The following is a 21,680-nucleotide window of genomic DNA, read 5'->3' as shown; positions in this document are numbered from 1 at the left end:
TGGCCGGCATGAAGGACAGCAAGGTCATCGTCGCGATCAACAAGGACGCGGAAGCGCCGATCTTCAGCATCGCCGACTACGGGCTCGAAGCCGACCTGTTCGCGGCCGTGCCCGAGCTGGTCAAGGCACTTTGACCCGGCGAACGCCCGCGACGCCAGCGAACCCCCCAAGAAGGAGACAACGATGAAATACGAAGACTTCCAGCACATCAAGTTCGAGTGGAAGGACGACGGCGTCCTGCTCGCCACGCTCAACCGCCCCGAGGTGATGAACGCGACCAACGCGCGCCTGCACTGGGAGCTGACGCAGGTGTGGGACGTGATCCGCGACGACCCGAAGACCAAGGTGGTCGTCGTCACGGGCGCGGGCGACCGCGCGTTCTCGGCCGGCGGCGACCTGGCGTGGGTCACCGACATGGTGGGCAACCCCGAGGTCATCCGGGGCGTCAAGCGCGAGGCCTCCGACGTCGTCTACAAGATGCTCGACTGCGAGAAGCCGATCATCTCCGCGATCAACGGCACGGCCGTGGGCGCGGGCCTCGCCGTGGCCCTGCTGGCCGACGTGAGCGTGATGGCGGAGAACGCACGCTTCACCGACGGCCACGTCAAGCTGGGCGTCGCCGCGGGCGACCATGCGGCCATCGTGTGGCCGCTCATGTGCGGCATTCCCAAGGCCAAGTACTACCTGATGACCGCGGAGTTCATCAACGGCAAGGAGGCGGAGCGCATGGGCATGGTGACCTTCGCCGTGCCGCAGGCCGAAGTGCTCCCCAAGGCGCTGGCCATCGCGGCGCAGCTCGCGCGCGGCAGCCAGGACGCGATTCGCGCCACCAAGATGTCGCTGAACAACTGGATGCGCCAGGCCGGCCCGATCTTCGACAACTCGCTGACCAACGAGATGCTCAACTTCCTCGGCCCCGACGCCAAGGAAGGCGTGGCGGCGGTGCGCGGCAAGCGCGCGGCCGATTTCCCCTCCGCGCGCCTGCCGGACTGAGCGTCGGCGCGAGGTGCTGAGCGTGGCAGCCACCGGCACGCGGGCGCACGGCGCTGCCGCGGGCGCGGCCTCACCCGCGCGGCCGCTGGTGGCGCCCTTCGCCCGCGCGCTCGCGCTGCTGGGCGCCTGGACGCCGGAAGACGGCTGGCTGGGCAACCGCGAGCTCGCCACCCGCACCGGCCTGCCTGCGTCCACGGTCACGCGCATCGCGCAGTGCCTGGTGGAACTGAATTACCTTCATTACGACGCCGACGACCGCAAGTACCGGCTTACGCCCTCGGTGCTCGCGCTCGGCTATGCGGCGCTCGCCAATTCGAGCGTGCAACGCGCCGCGCGCAACCAGCTGCAGGCGTTCGCCGAATCGCAGCGCGTCCACGCGAGCCTGTTCTCGCGCGACCGGCTCGAGCTCGTCGTGCTGGAGAGCTGCAACGGCGGCGCGCAGGACCTTCGCATTCCGCTGCACGTGGGCACGCGCGTGGCCATCGGCTCCTCGCCGGTGGGCTGGACGCTGCTCGCGGCCCTGCCGGAGCTGGAGCGCTACTACCTGATGGAAAACATCGAGCGGCGCCTGCCGCGCGAATGGCCGCGGCTGCGACGGCGCATCGGCGAGGCCATCGCGCAGGTCTACGAAAGCGGCTGGCTGACGGCCGCAGCGGACTGGGACGAACGCCTGGGCGTCGCCGCGGCGCCCGTGCTCGTGGCGGGCCATGCGCCCTTCGTGCTGGCCTGCGTCGGCACGAGCGAGGAGATTTCGCGCACGCGCGTGCAGCGCGAACTCGGGCCGCGCCTGCTGGCCGCCGCCGACGAGATCGCGCAGGCGAGTGCCGCGTCATGAGCCTCGGGCAGCTCGCCATGGCCGCCGAGGGCAGCGCCCGCATCCTCACCGTGTCGCGCGGCATGGAAGTGCTGCGCGCCTTCCGCGCGGAGCGCGTGCCGCTCACCAACGCCGAGCTGGTGCGCCGCACGGGGCTCGCCAAGGCGACGGTCTCGCGCCTGACCACGACGCTCATGCAGCTCGGCTTCCTGCGCCACCTGCCGGGCAGCCGCGAATTCGAACTCGCGGCCGGCCCGCTCGCCATCGGCAATGCGCTCGTCGCCTCGAGCGCGCTGCTCAAGGCCGCTGAAGCGCCGCTGCAGGAGCTTGCCGACCGCCTGGGCATGGGCATCGCGCTCGGCGTGCCGGAGGGCGACGACATGCTCTACATCGCGTATCGCGCGAGCACGCGCGTCGTGGCGCTGCGCCTGGGCGTCGGCGCCTTGCTGCCGATGGGCACGACGGCGATCGGCCATGCCTGGCTGTGGGCCCTGCCGCCCGCGCAGCGCGAAGCGCGCATCGCCGCCCTCGCCGCCGCGGCCGGCGAACGCTCGGGCGCGGTGCGGCAATCGATCGCGACGAGCTTCGACGAACTGGAATCGACCGGCACGTGCGCCGTGCTGGGACAGTTCCAGCGCGACGCGTATGGCATCGCGCTGCCGGTGCGAATCGGCCGCGACCGCGTGCTGATGGGGCTCAACGCCGGCAAGGCCGACATGCAGCCCGACGTCGCCGCCGAGCACCGGCGCGTGACCCCGGCGCTGCGAGCCGCGGCCGCGCAACTCGAACAGACGCTGGCGAACTTCGACAGCCGTCCCTGAATTCCCCACCAAAGATCACGGGAGACCCACTTGGAACAAAAGAAAGTACTGGACGGCATCCGCGTCGTCGACCTGGGGCGCTTCATCGCCGCGCCGTTCTGCGCCGCGCTGCTCGCCGACTACGGCGCCGACGTGATCCGCGTCGACCGCGTCGGCGGCAGCGAGGACCGCTACATCGTGCCGGTGAGCACCGAAGGCGAGGGCGCGCTCTTCCTGCAGGTGAACCGCAACAAGCGCTCGATCACGCTCGACCTCGACTCGCCGCAGGGCCAGGAGGTGCTGCACCGCCTGGTGCGCGGGGCCGACATCGTGATCGCGAACATGCCGCCGCGCACCATGCAGAGCCTGGGCCTCGACTACGAGAGCCTGCGAAAGATCAAGCCCGACATCATCCTCACCGCCTCGTCCGCCTTCGGCGACCAGCCCGCGGTGCGCGACCGCACGGGTTTCGACGGCACGGGCCAGGCCATGAGCGGCGCGGTGCATGTGACCGGCCTGCCCGACCAGCCGATGAAACCCATGGTGCCGATGGTCGATTTCTCGACGGCGCTGTCCTGCGCGTTCGGCACGATGATGGCCCTGTACGAGCGCAAGGCGAGCGGCATGGGCCAGGAAGTCGGCGCCTCGCTGCTGCGCACGGGACTCAACCTCGCGAGCGGCACCCTGATCGAGGAGGCCGTGCTGAAGCTCGATCGCAAGGCGCAGGGCAACCGCAGCCCGAACTACGGCCCCTCGGACCTCTTCCGTGCGAAGGACGGCTGGTTCATCACGCAGGCGATCGGCCCCGCGATGTTCAAGCGCTGGACGCGCCTGGTCGGCAAGCCGGAACTGCTGGACGACCCGCGCTTCAGGGATGACAAGACCCGGGGCGAGAACGGCGAGGCGCTCAGCGCCATCATGAACGCCTGGGCCGGCACGCGCACGCGCAAGGAGTGCCTGGCCGAGCTCGAGCAGGCGCGCATTCCGTCGAGCCCGGTGTATTCGCCGCGCGAGGCGCTCGAGGACAAGGACGTGAACGCGGCCGAGTCCTTCAAGTGGATGGACTATCCCGGCATCGAGGGCGGCATGCCCATCGTGCAGCCGCCCGCCTGGATGTCGCGTACGCCGCCGTCCATCGACAAACGTCCGCCGACGCCGGGCGAGCACACCGACGAGGTGCTGCGCGAGATCGGCTATTCCATCGAACAGATCCGGGAGTTGAAGAAGAATGAAATCGTCTGAACGCGAACGCCTGCCGGGCACGCCCGAGCCCATGACCTTCTGGGAGGGCGACGGCGGCGTCGCCATCGCCGGCGACGTCTGGGGCGACCCCGACGCGCCGCTGGTGATTCTGCTGCACGGCGGCGGCCAGACGCGCCATGCGTGGCGCGGCACGGGCGAGCGCCTGGGCGAGGCGGGCTGGCGCGCCATCGCGCTCGACGCGCGCGGCCACGGCGACTCCGGCTGGGCCGAGGACGTCGACTACAGCATCGATGCGCAGGTGCGCGACCTGCAGGCCGTGGTCCGCGCCGAAGGCGGACGCCGCCCGGCGCTCGTCGGCGCCTCGATGGGCGGCGTGTGCAGCCTCGCCGCCATCGGCGAGGGCCATGTCGACGCCACCGCGCTGATCCTCGTCGACGTGGTGCCCTCCACGGAGCCCGCGGGCGTGCACCGGATCCAGTCCTTCATGCGCGACGGCACCGAGGGTTTCGATTCCCTCGAGGAGATCGCGCAGGCCATCGGCTCGTACAAGGGCAGCACGCTGCCGGCGGGCGAGCGGCCAGGCCTCGCCAAGAACGTGCGGCGCGGCAAGGACGGCCGCTACTACTTCCACTACGACCCGCGCTACGCCCATTCCCGCCGCAGCATGGAGGAGCGCCGCGCGCGTCTCACCGAGGCATCGCGCAATCTGCGCCTGCCGACGCTGCTGGTGCGCGGCGGAGCGTCGGACGTGGTGAGCGAAGAGGGCGTGCGCGACTTCCTCGCGCTGGCGCCGCATGCGGAATACGTGAACGTCGCCGAGGCCGGCCACATGGTCGCGGGCGACCGCAACGATGCCTTCGGCCGCGCGGCCGTCGAGTTCCTCGCCCGCGCGGTTCCTCCCCGGAGCGCCCATGGCCTTCAATCGACTGCACCTGATACGGCAAGTTGACCTGTTCACCCTGAGGCTCTTCCTCTCGGCGGTGGAGGAGCAGCAGATCGGCCGGGCGGCGGTGCGCGAGAACATCGCCGCCTCCACCGCCACCAAGCGCATCCAGGACCTCGAGGAGATCGCGGGCGTGCAGCTGCTCGAGCGCACGCCCAAGGGGGTGTCGCCCACGCCCGCCGGCGCCGTGCTCGTGCGCTACCTGCGCGCGATCTTCGGCAACCTCGACGACATGCGCGCGGAGATCTCCGCCTTCACCGAGGGCATGCGCGGCGAACTCGCGATCGCGTCGGCGCGCTCGATCATCGTGCCCTTTCTCGCACGCGAGATGAGCGACTTCGCGCGCGACTTCCCCGGCGTCGACCTCGTGCTGCGCGAGCTGGAGAACGCGACCATCGTGCAGGCGGTGACGCAGGGCGAAGCCGACGTCGGCGTGTTCGCCGTGACGCCGGGCGTGGACCTGAGCGGCGTCGACGCGGTGGCTTACCGCAGCGACAAGCTGATCGCGGCGGTGCCGGCCGGGCACCCGCTGGCGACGCGCACGGACATCACCTTCGACGACCTGCTGGCCTCCAGCCTCGTGGCCGTCGCGGCGCTGGAGCCGGCGCTGGCCGCCGCCGCCCGGCGGCGGGGCCGGGAGTACAAGGCGCGCTTCACGGTGCGCAGCGTCGAGGTGGCGTTGAGCCTCGTGCAGGCGGGCCTGGGCGTCACCGTCGTGCCGGAGTTCCTGTTCTTCGGCCCCGAGCTGTCGGACAACGTGGTGATGCTGCAGTTGCGCGAGTCGTGGACGAATCGCGTGATCCAGGTGTGTACGCCGCGCGGCCGCACGCCGGGGCCGGCGGCGCGGGCGTTCATCAAGCAGTTGCTGGACCGGCCGCCCTTGCCGGGGTGAGTCGACTCACCCCGTATTCCGCAACCCCGCCGAAATCCCGTTGATCGCGAGGTGGATGCCGCGCTTGGCGCGTTCGTCCCCATGCCCCTGCCGCCAGCGGCGCACGAGTTCGACCTGCAGGTGATGCAGCGGGTCGATGTAGGGGAAGCGGTGGCGGATCGAGCGCGCAAGGGACGCGTTGCCCGCCAGGCGCTGCTTCTCGCCGGTGATCGCCACGAGCGCCTCGACCGTCAGGTGCCACTCCGATTCGATCGCGCTGAAGATGCGCTTGCGCAGCCGCGCATCGGGCAGCAGTTCGGCATAGCGCGAACCGAGCGCGAGATCGCTCTTGGCCAGCACCATGTCGATGTTCGACAGCAGCGTGCGGAAGAAGGGCCACTGGCGGTACATCTTCTGCAGCAGCGCGAGCTGCTCGCGGTCGGTGCGGAAGGCGCGCACGGCGGAGCCGAATCCATACCAGCCCGGCAGCGTGAGGCGGCACTGGCCCCAGCTGAATCCCCAGGGAATGGCGCGCAGGTCCTCGATCTTCTGCGAGGCCTTGCGCGACGCGGGGCGCGAGCCGATGTTCAGCTCCGCGATCTCGCGGATCGGCGTCGCGCCGAAGAAGAAATCGGTGAAGCCCGGCGTCTCGTACACGAGCTTGCGGTACGCCGCCATGCTGTCGCGCGACAGCGTCTCGGCCGTGTCGAGGAACAGCTTCGGCGCGGGCTTGGTCGGCTGCAGCAGCGTCGCCTCGAGCGTGGCGGCGACGAGCGTCTCCAGGTTGCGGCGGCCGATCTCGGCGTTCGCGTACTTCGAGGCGATCACCTCGCCCTGCTCGGTGAGTCGGATCTGGCCGCGCACCGTGCCGGGCGGCTGCGCGAGGATGGCCTGGTAGCTCGGGCCGCCGCCGCGGCCCACCGTGCCGCCGCGGCCGTGGAAGAGGCGCAGCTGGATGTCGTGCGAATTGGCCAGCTCGTCGAACAGGGCGACCAGCGCGATCTCGGCGCGATACAGCTCCCAGTTGCTCGTGAAGATGCCGCCGTCCTTGTTGCTGTCGCTGTAGCCGAGCATGATGTCCTGCTCGGCGCCGGAGCGCTGCACCAGCTTGGCGATGCCCGGCAGCGCGTAGAACTCGCGCATGATGCCCGCGGCATTGCGCAGGTCCTCGATCGTTTCGAAGAGCGGCGAGACGATGAGGTCGCAGCGCGCGTTCTCGTCGGCGAGCGCGCCGCGCATCAGGCCCACTTCCTTTTGCAGCAGCAGCACCTCGAGCAGGTCGCTCACCGCCTCGGTGTGGCTGATGATGTAGTGCCGGATCGACTCGTCGCCGTAGCGCGCGCGCATGCGCACGGCCGATTCGAAGATCGCGAGTTCGCGCCTCGCATGGTCGGAATACGCGGCGCCCATCACGCGCAGCGGACGCGCATCGGCCAGCAGGGCGAGCAGCACTTCGCGCTTGCGCGCCTCGGGCAGGGCGCTGTAGCCCGCCTCGACGCGCGCGGTGGCGAGAAGCTCCGCCACCACCTCCTCGTGCTGCTCGGAGTTCTGCCGCAGGTCCACCGTCGCGAGATGGAAGCCGAAGACCTCGACCGCGCGGATCAGCGGATTCAGGCGTTGCTGCACCAGCGCGCCGCCGTGATGCGCCAGGATGGATTCGCGGATCGTGCGCAGGTCGCGCAGCAGTTCGGCGGCGCTCGCGTACGGATTCCTCGGCGCGATGACGTGGCGCGCGGCGTCGCCACCGGTGAGTTCCTTGAGCGTGGCGGCCAGCCGCGAGTACATGCCGGTGATCGCGCGGCGGTAGGGCTCGTCTTCCCGATGGCCGCTGTCGTCGGCCGAGGCGTCGGCCAGCGCGCGCATGGCGGGCGTCACGCCCACCAGCATCGCGGACAACGACATCTCGCTGCCCAGCCAGAACAGCTCGGTGAGGTAGTAGCGCAGCGCGACTTCGCACTGCCGGCGCAGCGCGTATTCGAGCGTCTCGGCGCTCACGTTCGGATTGCCGTCGCGGTCGCCGCCGATCCACTGGCCCATGCGAAGGAAGCCGGCGACGGGGTGCGCGCCGAGCGCACGTTCGAGCTCGCCATAGAGCTTCGGAATCTCGCGCAGGAACGTCGCCTCGTAGTACGACAGCGCGGTCTCGATCTCGTCGGCGACGGTCAACTTGGTGAAGCGCAGCAGGCGCGTGTGCCACAGCTGCAGCACGCGCGCGCGGATCATCGCTTCGTTGGCCGACAGCTCGCGCGGCGCGAGCGCGTCCTTGGGCAGCGCGCGAGCCTTGATCTCGTCGCGCTCCGTGAGCAGCCGGGCGATGTCGCGCTCGGCATCGAGGATGCTCTTGCGCTGCACCTCGGTCGGATGCGCGGTGAGCACGGGCGCGAGGTAGCTCTGGGCGAGCGTCTGCGCCACCGTCTTCGCGCCGATGCCGGCCCAGCGCAGGCGCGCGAGGGCGACTTCGATGCTGCCTTCCTGCGTGTCGCCCGCGCGCTCGTGGATCTCGCGGCGTCGGATGTGGTGGCGGTCCTCCGCGAGGTTCGCGAGGTGGCTGAAGTACGTGAAGGCGCGGATGACGCTCACCGCCTGGTCGCTCGACAGGGCCTTCAGCAGGGTCTTGAGGGCGCGGTCGGCGTCGTGGTCGGCGTCGCGCCGGAAGGCGACCGACATCTTGCGGACGCGCTCGACGAGTTCGAAGGCTTCGACGCCCTCCTGCTCGCGGATGACGTCGCCGAGGATCCGCCCGAGCAGGCGGATGTCTTCGACGAGCGGGCGCTCGTTCTCCCTGGCACGCCGAACGGGCGGCTGCGGGCTGCTGGCCATGGTGTGGAACTCCTCCGGGGGTTGCGGCGCATGCTAGCATCCCCCGCAGTTGGCATACGGGTTTACGTGAATGTCGAAGGCACTTCGCGCTCGCGGCCCGCGACCCGGACCGTGACTCCTATCCACCCGCATCACTCGCCCCCATGACGCTCACGATCGCCACCCGCGAAAGCCGCCTTGCACTGTGGCAGGCCGAACACGTGCGTGCGTTGCTGCGGGAGCGCGGCGCGTCGGTCGAGCTGCTCGGCATGACGACGCGCGGCGACCAGATCCTGGACCGCACCCTCTCCAAGGTGGGCGGCAAGGGCCTCTTCGTCAAGGAACTCGAGACGGCGCTCGAGGAGGGCCGCGCGGACCTCGCCGTGCATTCGCTGAAGGACGTGCCGATGGAGCTGCCCGAGGGCTTCGCGCTCGCGTGCGTCCTCGAGCGCGAGGACCCGCGCGACGCCTTCGTCTCCGTCCGCCACGAATCGCTGGCCGCGCTGCCGCAAGGCGCCGTGGTGGGCACGTCGAGCCTGCGCCGCGTCGTGCTGCTGCGCGCGCTGAGGCCGGACCTGCGCATCGAGCCCCTGCGCGGCAACCTCGACACGCGGCTGCGCAAGCTCGACGACGGGCAGTACGACGCGATCGTGCTCGCCGCCGCGGGCCTGAAGCGGCTGGGCCTCGAATCGCGCATCCGGGCCGTGTTCGGGACGAACGACATGTTGCCGGCGGCGGGGCAGGGCGCCCTGGGCATCGAGGTGCGCGCCGATCGGGCCGACGTCGCCGCGCTTCTGGCGCCGCTCGCGCACCATGCCACGAGCCTGTGCGTGGCGGCCGAACGCGCGGTGAGCCGTGCGATGGGCGGCAGTTGCTCCATGCCGCTCGCGGCGCATGCGCGGCTCGACGGCGAACTGCTCGTGCTGCAGGCGGCCTGGGGCGACGTCGACGTGCCGGGGCCGCTCCTGCGCGCGAGCGGCGCCGCGGCCATCGCGGACGTGGAAGCGGCGGCGCGGCTGGGCGGTCAGGTCGCGAAGCAGCTGCGCGACGCGGGCGCCCGCTGAGGGGCGTTCCAATGCAGCGTCCGCCGGTCGTCGTGACGCGGCCGCGCCACGAGGCGCTGCAGTGGGTCGAGCGCCTGCGCGACGCGGGCTTGAATGCGCTGGCGCTGCCGCTGATCGAGATCGGACCCGCGCCCGAGCCGGACGCGCTGCGCCGGGCGTGGGCCGAACTGCCCCGCCACGCGGCCGTCATGTTCGTGAGCGCCAATGCGGTGCGCGCCTTTTTCGATGCCCGGCCCGCAGGCTCGGCCTTCGGCGCACGTGCCTGGGCGCCCGGTCCCGGCACGCGCGAGGCGCTGCTGGCGGCGGGGGTGGACCCGTCGGCGATCGACTCGCCGGCCGACGACGCGCCGCAGTTCGATTCCGAAAACCTGTGGGCGCGGGTCTCGGGCTCGGTGGCGGCGGGCCAGCGCATCCTCATCGTGCGCGGCGGCGGGGACGCCGGCAGCGGGCGCGACTGGCTTGCCCGGCAGTTGCAGGCGCGGAACGTGGCCATCGATACCGTGACGGCCTATGTGCGCGCCGCGCCCGTCTGGTCGCCGCGGCAGCGCGAGGACGCCAGCCGGCTGCTGGACGATGACGGCGCCACATGGATCTTCAGCAGCTCGGAGGCCATCGCGAACCTCGCGGCCCTGCTGCCCGGCCGCGCGTTCTCTGGGGCGTCCGCGCTCGTCACCCATCCGCGCATCGGCGAGGCCGCGAAGCGCGCCGGCTTCGGACGCGTGCGCGCGACGGCGGCCCGCCTTCGCGACGTCGTCGCGGCCCTAGAATCGAGTTGAAATGACGCCCCCCCGCCTGCCGCCTCGTGTGCTGCTCTGCCCCCCGAGGGGGCTGTCGTTCCTTCGCGCGGCCCGGCGGAACGGCGAATGAGTTCGGAGACCGTCGTGACCAGCGAAACGCCGGAGGACGCGGTGCCCGTGCCGCAGGCGTCGCCACCGGCGGCCGCCGCCGGACCCGACTCTCCGCGCACCGCCACGGTCACCCGGGCCACGCTCGTCGCGCTCGTGCTGCTGGCCGGCGCGGCGCTGCTGACGAGCGTCATGCTCTGGCAGAAGCTCTCGGGCATCCAGGAACAGCTCGCGCGCCAGAGCGCCGACAGCGGCGCCGCGGCCATCGAGGCGCGCGCGCTGGCGCGCCAGGCGCAGGAGGTCGCGCGCGACAGCGCCTCGCGGCAGGCGCTGCTCGAGTCGCGCCTGAACGAGGTCGCGCTCCAGCGCACGCAGCTCGAGGAGCTGATGCAGAGCCTGTCGCGCTCGCGCGACGAGAACCTGGTGGTCGACGTCGAATCCGCGCTGCGCCTCGCGCAGCAGCAGATGCAGCTGACGGGCAGCGCCGAGCCGCTGCTGGCCGCGCTGCGCACCGCCGAGCAGCGCCTTGCGCGCGCCGCCGAGCCGCGCTTCGCGCGCGTGCGCGCCGCCATCACGCGCGACAGCGACCGCATCAAGAGCGCGGGGCTCACCGATCTTCAGGGCGTGCTCGCGAGGCTCGACGAGCTCACGCGGCAGATCGACGAGCTGCCCGCCGTGAATGCGGTGCCGCGCGCGCCGGAAGCCTTGCGCCGCAGCAACGTGCCCGCGGCCGAGCGTCCCTGGTGGCAACGCTTCCTCGATGCCGCGCTCGAGGAGGCGCGAGGCCTCGTGCGCGTGAGCCGCATCGACCAGCCCGAGGGTGCGCTGCTGGCGCCCGAGCAGGTCTTCTTCCTGCGCGAGAACATCAAGCTGAAACTCCTCAACGCGCGCCTGTCGCTGCTCGCACGGCAGATCGACGTGGCCCGCGCCGACGTGTCCGCCGCGGCCCTCGCGCTGCCGAAGTACTTCGACGGCGCCTCGCGCCGCACGCAGGCCGCGGCGGCGCAGCTGCAGCAGGTGCAGGCCCAACTGCGCAACGCCGAGATGCCGCGCATCGACGAGACGCTGGCCGCGCTCGCGACCGTGGCGGGCGGGCGCTAGGACGCCGAATGCGCGCCGCGCTCTGGTTCCTCGCGCTCTTCGGCATCGCCGTGGCCGTCGCGCTCTTCGCCGGCAACAACCAGGGGACGGTCACCGTGTTCTGGCCGCCGCACCGCATCGACCTGTCGCTCAACCTCGTGCTGCTGCTGCTCGTGGGCGCGTTCGTGCTGCTGCACGCGGCGCTCGGCGCGCTCGCGGCGCTGCTCGATCTGCCGAAGCAGGCGTTGCGCTGGCGCACGCAGCAGAAGGAGCGCGCGATGCACCGCGCGCTGCACGATGCGATCTCGCATCTCTGGGCCGGCCGCTTCATTCGCGCGCGCAAGTCCGCCGAGGCCGCGTTGGCGCAGGAGGCGTCGCTCGACGCCGGCGGCCAGCGCGCACCGGCCGCGGAGCAGCTGCGCGCCGTGGCGCACCTGCTCGCGGCCGAGAGCGCGCAGGCGCTGCAGGACAAGTCCGCGCGCGAGGAACATCTGCGCCGTGCGCTCGATGCCGCCGTGGCGCGCGACGCGCAGGAAACGCGCGAAGGCGCGCTGATGCGCGCCGCCGAATGGTCGCTGGAAGAAAGCGATCCCGAGGGCGCGATGGGCTGGCTCAAGGGCCTGCCGCAGGGCGCGGCGCGCCGCACGCTTGCGCTGCGCATGAAGCTGCGCGCCGCGCGGCTCGCCGGTCGCACCTCCGAGGCGCTCGAGACCGCGCGCCTGCTCGCGAAGCATCACGCCTTCTCGCCCGGCGCGGCGCAGAGCATCGTGCGCGGGCTCGCCATCGACTCGCTCAACGGCGCCTACGACGTGCCGCAGTTGCAGGCGGCGTGGCAGGCGCTGGAGCCCAACGAGCGCGCGATGGCCGAAGTGGCGATGCATGCGTCGCACCGGCTCGTGCAGCTCGGCGGGGATGCGGCCATGTCGCGCGAGTGGCTGCTGCCGGTGTGGGAGCGCGAGTCGCAACTCGCGCCTGCGCTGCGCGTGAAGCTCGTGGACGCGTTCGAAGAGGGGCTGGAGAGCGTCGACGGCGCATGGCTCGCGCGCTTCGAGGCCGCGCAGAAGGCGAATCCGCGCGATGCCAATCTGCAGTATCTCGCGGGCATGGCCTGCGTGAAGCGCCAGCTGTGGGGCAAGGCGCAGCAGTTGCTGATGCAGGCCGCGCTCGGCCAGCAGGACGCGCGCCTGCACCGCAATGCGTGGCGCGCGCTGGCGAAGCTCGCCGAGCAGCGCGGGGACGGGGATACCGCGGCGCAGGCCTGGAAGCGCGCGGCGGATCGGTAGCGGACGAGTTCCCTCCCCAGCAGGGGAGGGAGTCTCTTCAGCGCTGCTCGAAGGGCAGCGTCATCGAGCGCAGGTCGCGCTTCGTTTCCACGAGCACCAGCGGACCTTCGTCGAGCACCACCGCCGGCGGACGCTCGCGCGGCACGCGCACCGGTTTCGGCTCGGCGGCGATGGCGGCCTGCACGGCCGCGATCTTGTCCGAATCCGAATTGATCCACTGGAGGCCCGAGCCCTCGGCCACCTGGACCAGCTGCGACACCGGCAGATCGAAAGGCTGAACCTTCGGCAGGCCGCCCGCGTGGGACGCGGCCGGCGCCGCCGCGGTCTGCGCGACCGGGGATGCCGTGGATGCGACCGCTGCGACCGCTGCGACCGATGCAGTGGTTACGGGTGCGGCGTATGCAGGATCCTGCGGCGCGGCTTCCGCCCGGAAGGCATCCGCCTGCTCGTCGGCCGCGCGCTCGGCGCCGGCCGGCGCGTCCTCGCGCGGCGTGCGTTCGCCACGTTCACCACGCTCGCGGCGGTCGCGGCCATAGCGGTCGCGCGAACGGCGCTCGCGGCGCTCTTCGCCCTCGGCTTCCGGCTGGGCGTCCTGATGCGTGTGCGACTCGAGCACCGCATTGGCCGAAGGCGGCAGCATGTCCGGGCTTTCGGTCACGACGCCAACGGTCGAAGCAGCGCCTGCGACGGTGCCGCCGGCCACGTCCACTGCGCCGGCAGCGTTCGCGGCGGAAGCGTCGTCGCGCGGTCCGCGTTCGCGGCGGCCGCCCCGCTCGCCACGTTCTCCCCGCTGTTGCGCAACTGCGCCTTCGGCATTGGGCTCATCTTGCGGTGCGCCTTCGACCGCGCTCCCGGCCACCGACGCGGCGCTCCCTTCGGCCTCGCGCGCCTCTCGGCGCATCCGGGCCTCGTGGCGTTCGCGGCTTTCCTGCGGTTCGCGATTGTCGACGCCCTCGAGCGGGCCTCGGGCCTCACGCGGCACGCGGGCCTCGCGAGGTTCGCGGCCTTCACGCGGCTCGCGGCCCTCGCGGGCCTCACGGCCTTCACGACCTTCGCGGGGTTCGCGGCCTTCGCGGCCTTCGCGGGTCTCACGGCCTTCGCGCGGCTCACGGCCCTCACGAGCTTCGCGGGGTTCGCGGGGTTCGCGGTTCTCGCGAGCTTCCCGCGGTTCGCGGTTTTCGCGCGGCTCGCGGCCGTCGCGGGCTTCGCGGCCGTCACGCGGTTCGCGGCTCTCGCGCCCTTCGCGAGAACGGTTGTCACGGCCTTCGCCGCGCTCGCCCCGTTCCCGACGTTGCTGCGGGTCTCCGGTGCGCTGCGCACCCTCGGCGCCATCGGCTGCCGCACGGTCGCGGCGGGGCTCGCCGTCGCGCGGACGCGCGTCGCGCTCGCCGCCCGCGCCGCCACGGCGTCCGTCGCGTCCGCCGCGGCCCTCGCCCCGGCGCCCATCGCGGCCCCGGCCGCCTTCGCGTCCTTCACGGCCCTCGCGCTTTTCTTCCCTCTTTCCTTCGGCCGGCTGCGCCGCGGTCGCGGCGGCGGCGGGTACGGCGGCCGGCGGCGCGCCGAACAGGCCCTTGATCCACGACAGGAAGCCCGTGTCGGCCGGCGCGGGTGCGACGGTCGGCGCCGGTGCGGCCACGGGCGGCTTCGCCTGCGCGGCAGGCGGCACGGCCTGGGCTTGCGCCTGCGGCTGCGGCTCGGGCTTGGCCACCGGCATCGGCGCGGGCGCGTCGGGCAGCACGCCCTTGATGATCGGCTCCTGCTTGTTCGCCCGTTCGTGCGAGCGGCGCGTGACCGTCGTCGGGTCTTCCATTTCCTCGGCCATGTGGTAGCTGGCCTGCAGGTTGTCGAGGCGCGGGTCGTCGTGCTTCAGCCGCTCGAGCTTGTAATGCGGCGTGTCGAGCGACTTGTTGGGCACCAGCAGCACGTTGAGGCGCTGCTTCAACTCGATCTTGGTGATTTCCGTGCGTTTCTCGTTCAGCAGGAACGAGGCGACTTCGACCGGCACCTGGCAATGCACGGCCGCCGTGCTGTCCTTCATCGACTCTTCCTGGATGATCCGCAGGATCTGCAGGGCGGAGCTTTCGGTGTCGCGGATGTGGCCGTGGCCGCCGCAGCGCGGGCAGGGGATCGACGCGCCTTCGGACAGCGCCGGGCGCAGCCGCTGGCGGCTCATCTCCATCAGGCCGAACTTGCTGATGCTGCCGAACTGCACGCGGGCGCGGTCCTGGCGCAGCGCGTCGCGCAGGCGGTTCTCGACCTCGCGGCGGTTGCGCGACTCCTCCATGTCGATGAAGTCGATGACGATCAGGCCGCCCAGGTCGCGCAGGCGCATCTGGCGCGCCACTTCGTCGGCGGCTTCGAGGTTGGTGCGCGTGGCGGTCTCCTCGATGTCGCCGCCCTTGATGGCGCGCGCCGAGTTGACGTCGATGGACACCAGCGCTTCGGTGTGGTCGATGACGACGACGCCGCCCGAGGGCAGCTTCACCTCGCGCGCATAGGCCGATTCGATCTGGTGCTCGATCTGGAAGCGGCTGAACAGCGGCGCATCGTCGCGGTAGCGCTTCACGCGGGCGGCATGCTCGGGCATGACGTGCGCCATGAACTGGTGCGCCTGCTCGTAGATGTCGTCGGTGTCGATCAGGATGTCGCCGATGTCGTGATTGAAGTAATCGCGGATGCAGCGGATGACGAGGCTCGACTCCTGGTAGATCAGGAACGCGCCCTTGCCGCCCTTGGCCGCGCCGTCGATGGCGGTCCAGAGCTTGAGCAGGTAGTTGAGGTCCCACTGGAGCTCGGGCGCGCTCCTGCCGATGCCGGCGGTGCGCGCGATGATGGACATGCCGTTGGGATACTCCAGCTGGTCCATGTTCTCCTTGAGCTCGGCCCGGTCCTCGCCCTCGATGCGGCGCGAGACGCCGCCGCCGCGCGGGTTGTTGGGCATGAGCACGACGTAGCGGCCCGCCAGCGAAACGAAGGTCGTCAGCGCCGCGCCCTTGTTGCCGCGCTCTTCCTTCTCGACCTGGACCAGGAGTTCCTGGCCCTCGCGGATCGCGTCGCTGATGCGCGCCTGCGATGGCGGCACGTTGCCCTGGAAATAGGAGCGGGAGATTTCCTTGAAGGGCAGGAAGCCGTGGCGGTCTTCGCCGTAGTCGACGAAGCAGGCTTCGAGCGAGGGCTCGACGCGCGTGACGACGGCCTTGTAGATGTTGCCCTTGCGCTGCTCGCGCCCTTCGATCTCGATTTCGTAGTCGAGGAGCTTCTGTCCGTCGACGATGGCCAGCCGGCGTTCCTCGGCCTGCGTGGCATTGATCAGCATCCGCTTCATCGCGTCACCTTCTTGTTTTCAGCACTCAACAGCTCCATGAACGGAGCAACGATGCGAGAACAGACGCTTCGAAACGGGAAAGGGAACGACGGCGCTAGCCTGCCAGGCGCGCGCGAGCGCGGCGGGCGAAGGGCCAGGGCACGTGGATGGGAGCGAGCAGCACGAAGCGCGGCCGCGCCGCGGGAAGCGCGGCGAGGGCGGGGCGTGTCGGGGGGTACGCCGCGAGCAATGCACCGGCCGCGGCGGGGCTCATGAGCCACCTCCAGAGAGCCAGGATATATGCCAGCAGCACGTCGTTCTCGCTTCGATCCGCCCGCCAGCCTTGCGCTGGCGGACTTGTCATTCCGTATCGGGTTTCAAAGTGTCGGTTCGGCGCTGCACGGGCAGCATCGCATCGACCCCCGGCGTCGCCTCGTGGGATGCGGAGAGCTAAACTCCCGCCAAAATCAACCACTTACGGCCTGACGCCAGTGAAACCGATTATAGGGGGCGATCCGCCGCCCGCAAGCGCCGGGGTGCGGCAGCTCACGATCGGCGAGGAGTCGGCCGGCCAGCGCCTCGACAACTTCCTCATCCGCGAGCTGAAGGGCGTGCCGAAGACGCACGTGTACCGGATCATCCGCTCGGGCGAAGTGCGGGTGAACAAGGGACGGGCGCAGGCCGACACGCGGGTGGCGTCGGGCGACGTCGTGCGGCTGCCCCCGGTGCGCGTCTCGGAAAAGTTGGCCGAGAAGCGGGACCATCCCGCGCCGCCGCGCGAGTTCCCGATCGTGTTCGAGGACGAGCACGTGCTTGCCATCGACAAGCCGGCCGGCGTCGCGGTGCATGGGGGCAGCGGGGTGAGCTTCGGCGTCATCGAGCAGTTGCGCCAGGCGCGGCCGGCCGCGAAATTCCTCGAACTCGTCCACCGGCTCGACCGCGAGACCTCGGGCCTGCTGCTCGTGGCCAAGCGGCGCTCGGCGCTCACCGCGCTGCAGGACCAGTTCCGCGAGCGCGAGACGGGCAAGACCTACCTGGCGCTCGTGGTCGGCGCCTGGCCGGCCAACAGGAAGGTGATCGACCAGCCGCTGCACAAGTACCTGCTGGCCGATGGCGAGCGCCGGGTGAAGGTGGTGGCGAAGGACGATCCGGACGGGATGCGGTCGGTGACGCTGGTGAAGGTCGCACAGCGCGTGGGAGACTTCACGCTTCTCGAAGTCACGATCAGGACCGGCCGCACCCACCAGATCCGCGTGCACCTCGCCTCCAACGGCCACCCCATCGTCGGGGACGAGAAGTACGGCGATTTCGAGATGAACAGGGCGCTGGCGAAGCGGGGCGTGAAGCGAATGTTCCTCCATGCGTGGAAGCTGAGGTTCGCGCACCCGTCCACGGGAGAAAATGTCGCGCTGGAGGCACCGTTGCCCCCCGAACTCGCCTCCGTGCTCTCCATAATCAGTGGATGACCGAAACACGGCCGCGGCAATTCGATCTCATCGCCTTCGACTGGGACGGCACGCTCTACGACTCCACCCAGATCATCGTGCGCTGCATCCAGCGCGCGGTGGAGGACGTGGGCGGCAAAACGCCCAGCGACAAGGATGCGTCCTACGTGATCGGCATGGCGCTCTCGCAGGCGCTCGCGCACGCGGCGCCCGACGTGCCGCCGGAGAAGTACGCGGAGCTCGGCAGCCGCTACCGCCACTACTACATGAAGCACCAGGACGACCTCGTGCTCTTCGACGGCGTGCTGCCCATGCTGGAGTCGTTGCGCGCGCGCCAACATTGGCTCGTCGTCGCCACGGGCAAGTCGCGGCGCGGGCTCGACGAGGTGCTGCACACCTCGCAGCTCAAGGGTGTCTTCGACGGCTCGCGCACCGCCGACGAGACCGCCGGCAAGCCGCATCCGCGCATGCTGCAGGAGCTGATGCGGGAATTCGGCGCCGAGCCCGCGCGCACGCTCATGATCGGCGACACGACGCACGACCTGCAGATGGCCGCGAACGCCGGCTGCGCGAGCGTGGGCGTGAGCTACGGTGCGCACGAGCCGGGTGAGTTCGGCGCGCACGGCCCCCGCTTCGTCGCCCATTCCGTGCGCGAACTGCACGACTGGCTGCTCGCCAACGCCTGAGGTCGGCGATGGAGCAGGCGATTCCCCTCTGCAATTCCGCCGACCTGCCCGACGGCGGCCGGGCCGTCCCCTTCGACGTCGTCTACGGCGGCCAGACCTGCCAGGCCTTCGCGGTGCGCTGGCGCGGCGCCCCGCATGCGTACCTCAATCGATGCGCGCACGTGGCGATGCAGATGGACTACGAGCCCAACCGCTTCTTCGACGACAGCGGCGAGTGGCTGCTCTGCGCGTCGCACGGCGCCGTGTACCGGCCCGACACGGGCGAGTGCGGCGGCGGCCCCTGCCGCGGCGGGCTGGTGAAGATCGCGCTGAGCGAGCGCGACGGCGTGGTGCGCTGGCATACTGCCTTCAATCTCCAGCCTGTCGAGTTCTAGATGAACGAGCCGCCTAATTCCACGCCGCCGCCCACTTCCACGCCGCCTCCCATCGCCTATCCCGAGTCGTCGTTTCCCGGCGAGCCGGAGTCTTCGGGGCCGCCTTCCGCCGCGCCCGCGGCATCGGTCGCGCCGGCTGCCGCGCTCTCGCCCGGCTGGGAGCGGGGCACGCTCGAGAAGCTGCTGTTCGCCACGCTCGAGGAGCAGAAGCGCTCGCGCCGCTGGCGCACCTTCGTGCGGCTCGCGTGGCTCACGTTCTTCGCGGTGCTGCTGTGGAATCTCTCCTTCCGCGGCGGCCCGTCGAGCACGGCGAAGGCGGTCGCCCACACGGCGGTGATCGAGGTCAAGGGCGAAATCGCGGCGGATTCGACCGCGAGCGCCGAAGGCATCGTGTCGGCCGTGAAGGCCGCATTCGAGGACCCCGGAGCCCAGGCGGTGGTGCTGCTCGTGAACTCGCCGGGCGGCAGCCCGGTGCAGGCCGGAATCATCAACGACGAAATCAGGCGCCTGAAGGCGAAATACAAGAAGCCGGTGTATGCGGTGGTCGAGGAGTCGTGCGCCTCGGCGGCGTACTACATCGCCGCGTCGGCCGACCGCATCTTCGTCGACAAGGCGAGCATCGTGGGCAGCATCGGCGTGCTGATGGACGGCTTCGGCTTCGTCGGCCTCATGGAAAAGCTGGGCGTCGAGCGGCGCCTCATGACGGCCGGCGAGAACAAGGGGTTCCTCGACCCGTTCAGCCCGCAGACGGACAAGCAGCGCGCCCTGGCGCAGGACATGCTCGACCAGGTCCACAAGCAGTTCATCGACGTCGTGCGCGCCGGCCGCGGCAAGCGCCTGAAGGAAACGCCCGAGCTCTTCAGCGGCCTGTTCTGGACGGGGCAGCAGGCCATCGACATGGGCCTGGCCGACCAGCTGGGCAACCTGGAGTTCGTCGCGCGCGAGGTCGTGAAGGCCGAGGAGCTGGTCGACTACACGCGCCGCGAGAACGTCGCCGAGCGCCTGGCCAAGAGATTCGGCGCGTCGATCGGCGAGGGGATGGTGCGGGCGTTGAAAGGGATTCCGGCGCTGCGTTGAGCGCGTCATTCGCGCGGGAGCGGCGTCACGCGCCGATGGCGAACACCGCTGGCTTGGTGTTCGACAACGGACATGCCTTGGCGCGCCAGTGAGCCGCGCTGTCGCTGCGGCTCATCGCGGCGTCGAGCGTCAGTCCGCTGCTCACCGCCAGCCGCGTCGACGGCTGCAGCGCCTGCAGCAGCGCGCCCCACAGCGACTCGTTGCGGTACGGCGTCTCGATGAAGAGCTGCGTCTGCTTCGTGCGCAGCGCCAGCGCCTCGAGTTCCCGGATGCGCTGCGTGCGGGCCGCGGGCTCCTGCGGCAGGTAGCCGACGAAGGCGAAGTTCTGGCCGTTGAGGCCGCTGGCGGCCAGCGCGAGAAGCAGGGAGGACGGACCGGCCAGCGCGACCACGACAAGGCCGAGCTCGTGCGCGGCGCGGACGACCGAGCTGCCGGGGTCCGCGACGGCAGGCATGCCCGCTTCGCTGACAAGGCCCACGTCGTGCCCCTCGATCGCCGCGCGCAGCATCGGCTTCGCATCGAAGCCGCCGAAATGATCGCCCTTCTTGTGGACCTCGCGCGGCAGCTCGGCGATCTCCATCTGCTGCAGCGGCACAGGGAGGGGGTGTGTCTCGGCAATGCGCTTGAGATACGCGCGCGTCGTCTTCGCGCTTTCGCAGATCCAGTGCGTGAGCTTCGAGGCGGCAAGAAGCGTTGCAGCGGGGAGCGCACGGTCGAGCGGCGCGGGCGGCTCGCAGCCGAAGTCCAGCGGCGCCGGCACCAGAAGCAGACGGCCCGGCGACGTCATCGGATCACCCGCACGCCCGCGGCGCGCAGCATGCGGCACGTGCGGATCAGGGGCAGGCCGATCAGGGCCGTGGGATCGTCGCTGTCGATCGCCTCGAGCAGCGCGATGCCCAGTCCTTCGCTTTTCGCGCTGCCGGCGCAGTCGTAGGGCCGTTCCTTGCGCAGGTAGGCCTCGATCTCGTCGCCGTCCAGTTCGCGAAAGCGCACATGCACCGGCGCGACGTCGACCTGCTCGAAGCCGGTCTCGGCGCACACCACTGCGAGCGCCGTCTGGAACACGACGGCGCGCCCGCTCATGCGGCGCAGCTGTGCGACGGCGTTCTCGTGCGTGCCCGGCTTGCCGAGCGGCTCCCCGCCGAGGTCCGCCACCTGGTCGGAGCCGATGACGACCGCGCCGGGCAGGTGCGCGGCCACGGCCCGCGCCTTGGCGAGCGCCAGCCGGCGGGCGAGCGCGAGCGGCGCTTCGCCGGGCACGGGCGTCTCGTCGACTTCGGGCGCCTGCACCGTGAACGGCAGCTGCAAACGTTCGAGCAGCTCGCGGCGGTAACGCGAGGTGGAGCCCAGCACGACAGGGCGATCGGCATGCTCAGTGACGTTCGGCATGCCGGGATTCTCTTACACTGCCTGCAATGAAATCGGGCCATGACCCTCGCCGCCTCGACGTGCGGCGCTTCGCCGAGGAAAGATCCGTCGTCGGCGGCGAGACGCCCCTGCGCGACTTCCCGCGTCTGGCGGCCGAGGCCGAGGGCCGCGGCGCGGAAACGGCGGTCCGCTGGTCCGCGCAAGGCGCGATGCTCAACGCCGGTCATGTGCAGCCCCAGGTGTGGATCCACGTGGAAGCCGACGCGACGCTCTCGCTCATCTGCCAGCGCTGCCTGGCCGGGGTCGACGTCCATGTGCCGGTGCAGCGCGCGTTCCGTTTCGTGACCGACGAGGCCCGGGCGGCCGCGGAGGACGACGAATCCGAGGAGGACGTGCTGGCCGAAAGCCGCAGCTTCGACCTGATGGAGCTGGTCGAAGACGAACTGCTCATGGGCGTGCCGGTCGCGCCGCGCCATACGGCCTGTCCGGTGCTGCCGCCGTTCTCGGCGGGCGAAGACGAGTTCGAGGCCGCGCAGGAAAAGCGCGCCAACCCATTCGCGGTGCTGCAGAGCCTGATCCCGGCAAAGCCCGGAAAACCGGGGCCCGGCTGACCGGCTGGCAGGATCTCGGCTGCAGGCTATAATGGCGGGCTTCGTGCCGGTGCGCTTTCCTGCTGCCTGGCCCACACCAACCCTACTCATTCGCTGCTGCCGCCGGCAGCCCCGATTTCA

At 71.0% G+C, this 21,680-nt stretch carries 20 protein-coding genes and 1 pseudogene; 16 read left to right on the top strand and 5 right to left on the bottom strand.

The features are described 5' to 3' along the window. The 7 genes and pseudogenes from AB7E83_RS20330 to AB7E83_RS20300 all read left to right on the top strand — a co-directional run. Positions 1 to 134 (top strand): annotated as a pseudogene (locus AB7E83_RS20330) (electron transfer flavoprotein subunit alpha/FixB family protein); the annotation flags it as partial. A gap of 49 nt (positions 135 to 183) precedes the next feature. Beyond that, a complete protein-coding gene (locus tag AB7E83_RS20325) occupies positions 184 to 993 on the top strand; it encodes an enoyl-CoA hydratase/isomerase family protein (RefSeq protein ID WP_428572621.1) in 810 nt (269 codons plus the stop codon). A 22-nt stretch (positions 994 to 1,015) separates the two neighbouring features. Next, positions 1,016 to 1,828 carry an IclR family transcriptional regulator gene (locus AB7E83_RS20320; RefSeq protein WP_428572620.1) on the top strand — a complete coding sequence of 271 codons (813 nt, stop codon included), beginning with the start codon at positions 1,016 to 1,018 and terminating at the stop codon, positions 1,826 to 1,828. Beyond that, entirely contained in the window at positions 1,825 to 2,628 is an 804-nt protein-coding gene (locus tag AB7E83_RS20315) for an IclR family transcriptional regulator (RefSeq protein WP_428572619.1), read from the top strand. The genes AB7E83_RS20320 and AB7E83_RS20315 overlap by 4 nt, the downstream gene beginning before the upstream one ends. Positions 2,629 to 2,658: 30 nt before the next feature. Next, the gene (locus AB7E83_RS20310) at positions 2,659 to 3,849 is read left to right on the top strand and encodes a CaiB/BaiF CoA transferase family protein (protein ID WP_428572618.1); all 1,191 of its coding nucleotides are present in this window, start codon (positions 2,659 to 2,661) and stop codon (positions 3,847 to 3,849) included. Further along, on the top strand, positions 3,836 to 4,759 hold the full coding sequence (locus tag AB7E83_RS20305; RefSeq protein WP_428572617.1) for an alpha/beta fold hydrolase: 924 nt from the start codon (positions 3,836 to 3,838) through the stop codon (positions 4,757 to 4,759). Before AB7E83_RS20310 ends, AB7E83_RS20305 begins: the two co-directional genes overlap by 14 nt. After that, the gene (locus AB7E83_RS20300) at positions 4,722 to 5,645 is read left to right on the top strand and encodes a LysR family transcriptional regulator (RefSeq protein WP_428572616.1); all 924 of its coding nucleotides are present in this window, start codon (positions 4,722 to 4,724) and stop codon (positions 5,643 to 5,645) included. The genes AB7E83_RS20305 and AB7E83_RS20300 overlap by 38 nt, the downstream gene beginning before the upstream one ends. Before the next feature lie 6 nt (positions 5,646 to 5,651). Here the strand turns inward: AB7E83_RS20300 and ppc are convergent, their stop codons facing one another. After that, positions 5,652 to 8,444 carry a phosphoenolpyruvate carboxylase gene (gene ppc, locus AB7E83_RS20295; RefSeq protein ID WP_428572615.1) on the bottom strand — a complete coding sequence of 931 codons (2,793 nt, stop codon included), beginning with the start codon at positions 8,442 to 8,444 and terminating at the stop codon, positions 5,652 to 5,654. Positions 8,445 to 8,587: 143 nt separating this feature from the next. Here ppc and hemC point away from each other — a divergent pair, with 143 nt between their 5' ends. From hemC to AB7E83_RS20275, 4 genes are all read left to right on the top strand, one after another. Next, a complete protein-coding gene (gene hemC, locus AB7E83_RS20290) occupies positions 8,588 to 9,487 on the top strand; it encodes a hydroxymethylbilane synthase (protein WP_428572614.1) in 900 nt (299 codons plus the stop codon). A gap of 11 nt (positions 9,488 to 9,498) precedes the next feature. After that, positions 9,499 to 10,263, top strand: a complete 765-nt coding sequence (locus tag AB7E83_RS20285) for a uroporphyrinogen-III synthase (RefSeq protein WP_428572613.1) — start codon at positions 9,499 to 9,501, stop codon at positions 10,261 to 10,263. An 87-nt stretch (positions 10,264 to 10,350) separates the two neighbouring features. Beyond that, positions 10,351 to 11,433: a uroporphyrinogen-III C-methyltransferase gene (locus AB7E83_RS20280; RefSeq protein WP_428572612.1), complete on the top strand. Its 1,083-nt coding sequence runs from the start codon at positions 10,351 to 10,353 to the stop codon at positions 11,431 to 11,433. A gap of 8 nt (positions 11,434 to 11,441) precedes the next feature. Continuing rightward, positions 11,442 to 12,695: a heme biosynthesis protein HemY gene (locus tag AB7E83_RS20275; protein ID WP_428572611.1), complete on the top strand. Its 1,254-nt coding sequence runs from the start codon at positions 11,442 to 11,444 to the stop codon at positions 12,693 to 12,695. A gap of 37 nt (positions 12,696 to 12,732) precedes the next feature. Here AB7E83_RS20275 and AB7E83_RS20270 read toward each other — a convergent pair whose 3' ends face one another. Then, a complete protein-coding gene (locus tag AB7E83_RS20270) occupies positions 12,733 to 16,020 on the bottom strand; it encodes an Rne/Rng family ribonuclease (RefSeq protein WP_428572610.1) in 3,288 nt (1,095 codons plus the stop codon). 94 nt (positions 16,021 to 16,114) lie between these two features. Further along, positions 16,115 to 16,273 (bottom strand): hypothetical protein, encoded by a 159-nt coding sequence (locus AB7E83_RS20265; protein WP_428572609.1) that lies wholly within the window; start codon positions 16,271 to 16,273, stop codon positions 16,115 to 16,117. Positions 16,274 to 16,490: 217 nt separating this feature from the next. Between AB7E83_RS20265 and AB7E83_RS20260 the strand changes: the two genes are divergently transcribed. From AB7E83_RS20260 to AB7E83_RS20245, 4 genes are read left to right on the top strand one after another with little or no spacing between them, the layout of a single operon-like run. Beyond that, complete coding sequence (locus AB7E83_RS20260; RefSeq protein ID WP_428572608.1) at positions 16,491 to 17,465, top strand: RluA family pseudouridine synthase; 975 nt, start codon at positions 16,491 to 16,493, stop codon at positions 17,463 to 17,465. Beyond that, the gene (locus AB7E83_RS20255; protein WP_428572607.1) at positions 17,462 to 18,130 is read left to right on the top strand and encodes an HAD family hydrolase; all 669 of its coding nucleotides are present in this window, start codon (positions 17,462 to 17,464) and stop codon (positions 18,128 to 18,130) included. The genes AB7E83_RS20260 and AB7E83_RS20255 overlap by 4 nt, the downstream gene beginning before the upstream one ends. Positions 18,131 to 18,138: 8 nt before the next feature. Then, a complete protein-coding gene (locus AB7E83_RS20250; protein ID WP_428572606.1) occupies positions 18,139 to 18,504 on the top strand; it encodes a Rieske (2Fe-2S) protein in 366 nt (121 codons plus the stop codon). Further along, positions 18,505 to 19,581 (top strand): S49 family peptidase, encoded by a 1,077-nt coding sequence (locus tag AB7E83_RS20245; RefSeq protein WP_428572605.1) that lies wholly within the window; start codon positions 18,505 to 18,507, stop codon positions 19,579 to 19,581. 25 nt (positions 19,582 to 19,606) lie between these two features. On the opposite strand, the gene AB7E83_RS20240 is transcribed toward AB7E83_RS20245, so the two are convergent. Together AB7E83_RS20240 and AB7E83_RS20235 are read right to left on the bottom strand one after the other, a co-directional pair. After that, positions 19,607 to 20,368, bottom strand: coding sequence for an SAM-dependent methyltransferase (locus AB7E83_RS20240; RefSeq protein WP_428572604.1), 762 nt, complete (start codon positions 20,366 to 20,368; stop codon positions 19,607 to 19,609). Then, on the bottom strand, positions 20,365 to 20,970 hold the full coding sequence (locus tag AB7E83_RS20235; RefSeq protein WP_428572603.1) for a Maf family nucleotide pyrophosphatase: 606 nt from the start codon (positions 20,968 to 20,970) through the stop codon (positions 20,365 to 20,367). Before AB7E83_RS20235 ends, AB7E83_RS20240 begins: the two co-directional genes overlap by 4 nt. Positions 20,971 to 20,996: 26 nt before the next feature. On the opposite strand from AB7E83_RS20235, the gene AB7E83_RS20230 reads away from it, so the two are divergent. Then, entirely contained in the window at positions 20,997 to 21,560 is a 564-nt protein-coding gene (locus tag AB7E83_RS20230; RefSeq protein ID WP_428572602.1) for a YceD family protein, read from the top strand. Positions 21,561 to 21,680 lie beyond the last annotated feature (120 nt).

The sequence above is a fragment of the Ramlibacter sp. genome, assembly GCF_050250995.1.
GTDB lineage: Bacteria > Pseudomonadota > Gammaproteobacteria > Burkholderiales > Burkholderiaceae_C > Ramlibacter.
The sequence above is the reverse complement of the archived record's forward strand: the minus strand, read 5'-3'. Positions and strand labels throughout refer to the sequence as shown.

What these genes read in the sequence shown, in the direction of transcription:
- AB7E83_RS20245 (WP_428572605.1), top strand. Translation starts at nt 18,505, where the DNA reads ATGAACGAGCCGCCTAATTCCACGCCGCCGCCCACTTCCACGCCGCCT.
- AB7E83_RS20305 (WP_428572617.1), top strand. Translation starts at nt 3,836, where the DNA reads ATGAAATCGTCTGAACGCGAACGCCTGCCGGGCACGCCCGAGCCCATG.
- AB7E83_RS20240 (WP_428572604.1), bottom strand. Translation starts at nt 20,368, where the DNA reads ATGACGTCGCCGGGCCGTCTGCTTCTGGTGCCGGCGCCGCTGGACTTC.
- hemC (WP_428572614.1), top strand. Translation starts at nt 8,588, where the DNA reads ATGACGCTCACGATCGCCACCCGCGAAAGCCGCCTTGCACTGTGGCAG.
- AB7E83_RS20285 (WP_428572613.1), top strand. Translation starts at nt 9,499, where the DNA reads ATGCAGCGTCCGCCGGTCGTCGTGACGCGGCCGCGCCACGAGGCGCTG.
- ppc (WP_428572615.1), bottom strand. Translation starts at nt 8,444, where the DNA reads ATGGCCAGCAGCCCGCAGCCGCCCGTTCGGCGTGCCAGGGAGAACGAG.
- AB7E83_RS20270 (WP_428572610.1), bottom strand. Translation starts at nt 16,020, where the DNA reads ATGAAGCGGATGCTGATCAATGCCACGCAGGCCGAGGAACGCCGGCTG.
- AB7E83_RS20230 (WP_428572602.1), top strand. Translation starts at nt 20,997, where the DNA reads ATGAAATCGGGCCATGACCCTCGCCGCCTCGACGTGCGGCGCTTCGCC.
- AB7E83_RS20275 (WP_428572611.1), top strand. Translation starts at nt 11,442, where the DNA reads ATGCGCGCCGCGCTCTGGTTCCTCGCGCTCTTCGGCATCGCCGTGGCC.
- AB7E83_RS20325 (WP_428572621.1), top strand. Translation starts at nt 184, where the DNA reads ATGAAATACGAAGACTTCCAGCACATCAAGTTCGAGTGGAAGGACGAC.
- AB7E83_RS20265 (WP_428572609.1), bottom strand. Translation starts at nt 16,273, where the DNA reads ATGAGCCCCGCCGCGGCCGGTGCATTGCTCGCGGCGTACCCCCCGACA.
- AB7E83_RS20235 (WP_428572603.1), bottom strand. Translation starts at nt 20,970, where the DNA reads ATGCCGAACGTCACTGAGCATGCCGATCGCCCTGTCGTGCTGGGCTCC.
- AB7E83_RS20315 (WP_428572619.1), top strand. Translation starts at nt 1,825, where the DNA reads ATGAGCCTCGGGCAGCTCGCCATGGCCGCCGAGGGCAGCGCCCGCATC.
- AB7E83_RS20250 (WP_428572606.1), top strand. Translation starts at nt 18,139, where the DNA reads ATGGAGCAGGCGATTCCCCTCTGCAATTCCGCCGACCTGCCCGACGGC.
- AB7E83_RS20255 (WP_428572607.1), top strand. Translation starts at nt 17,462, where the DNA reads ATGACCGAAACACGGCCGCGGCAATTCGATCTCATCGCCTTCGACTGG.
- AB7E83_RS20300 (WP_428572616.1), top strand. Translation starts at nt 4,722, where the DNA reads ATGGCCTTCAATCGACTGCACCTGATACGGCAAGTTGACCTGTTCACC.
- AB7E83_RS20280 (WP_428572612.1), top strand. Translation starts at nt 10,351, where the DNA reads ATGAGTTCGGAGACCGTCGTGACCAGCGAAACGCCGGAGGACGCGGTG.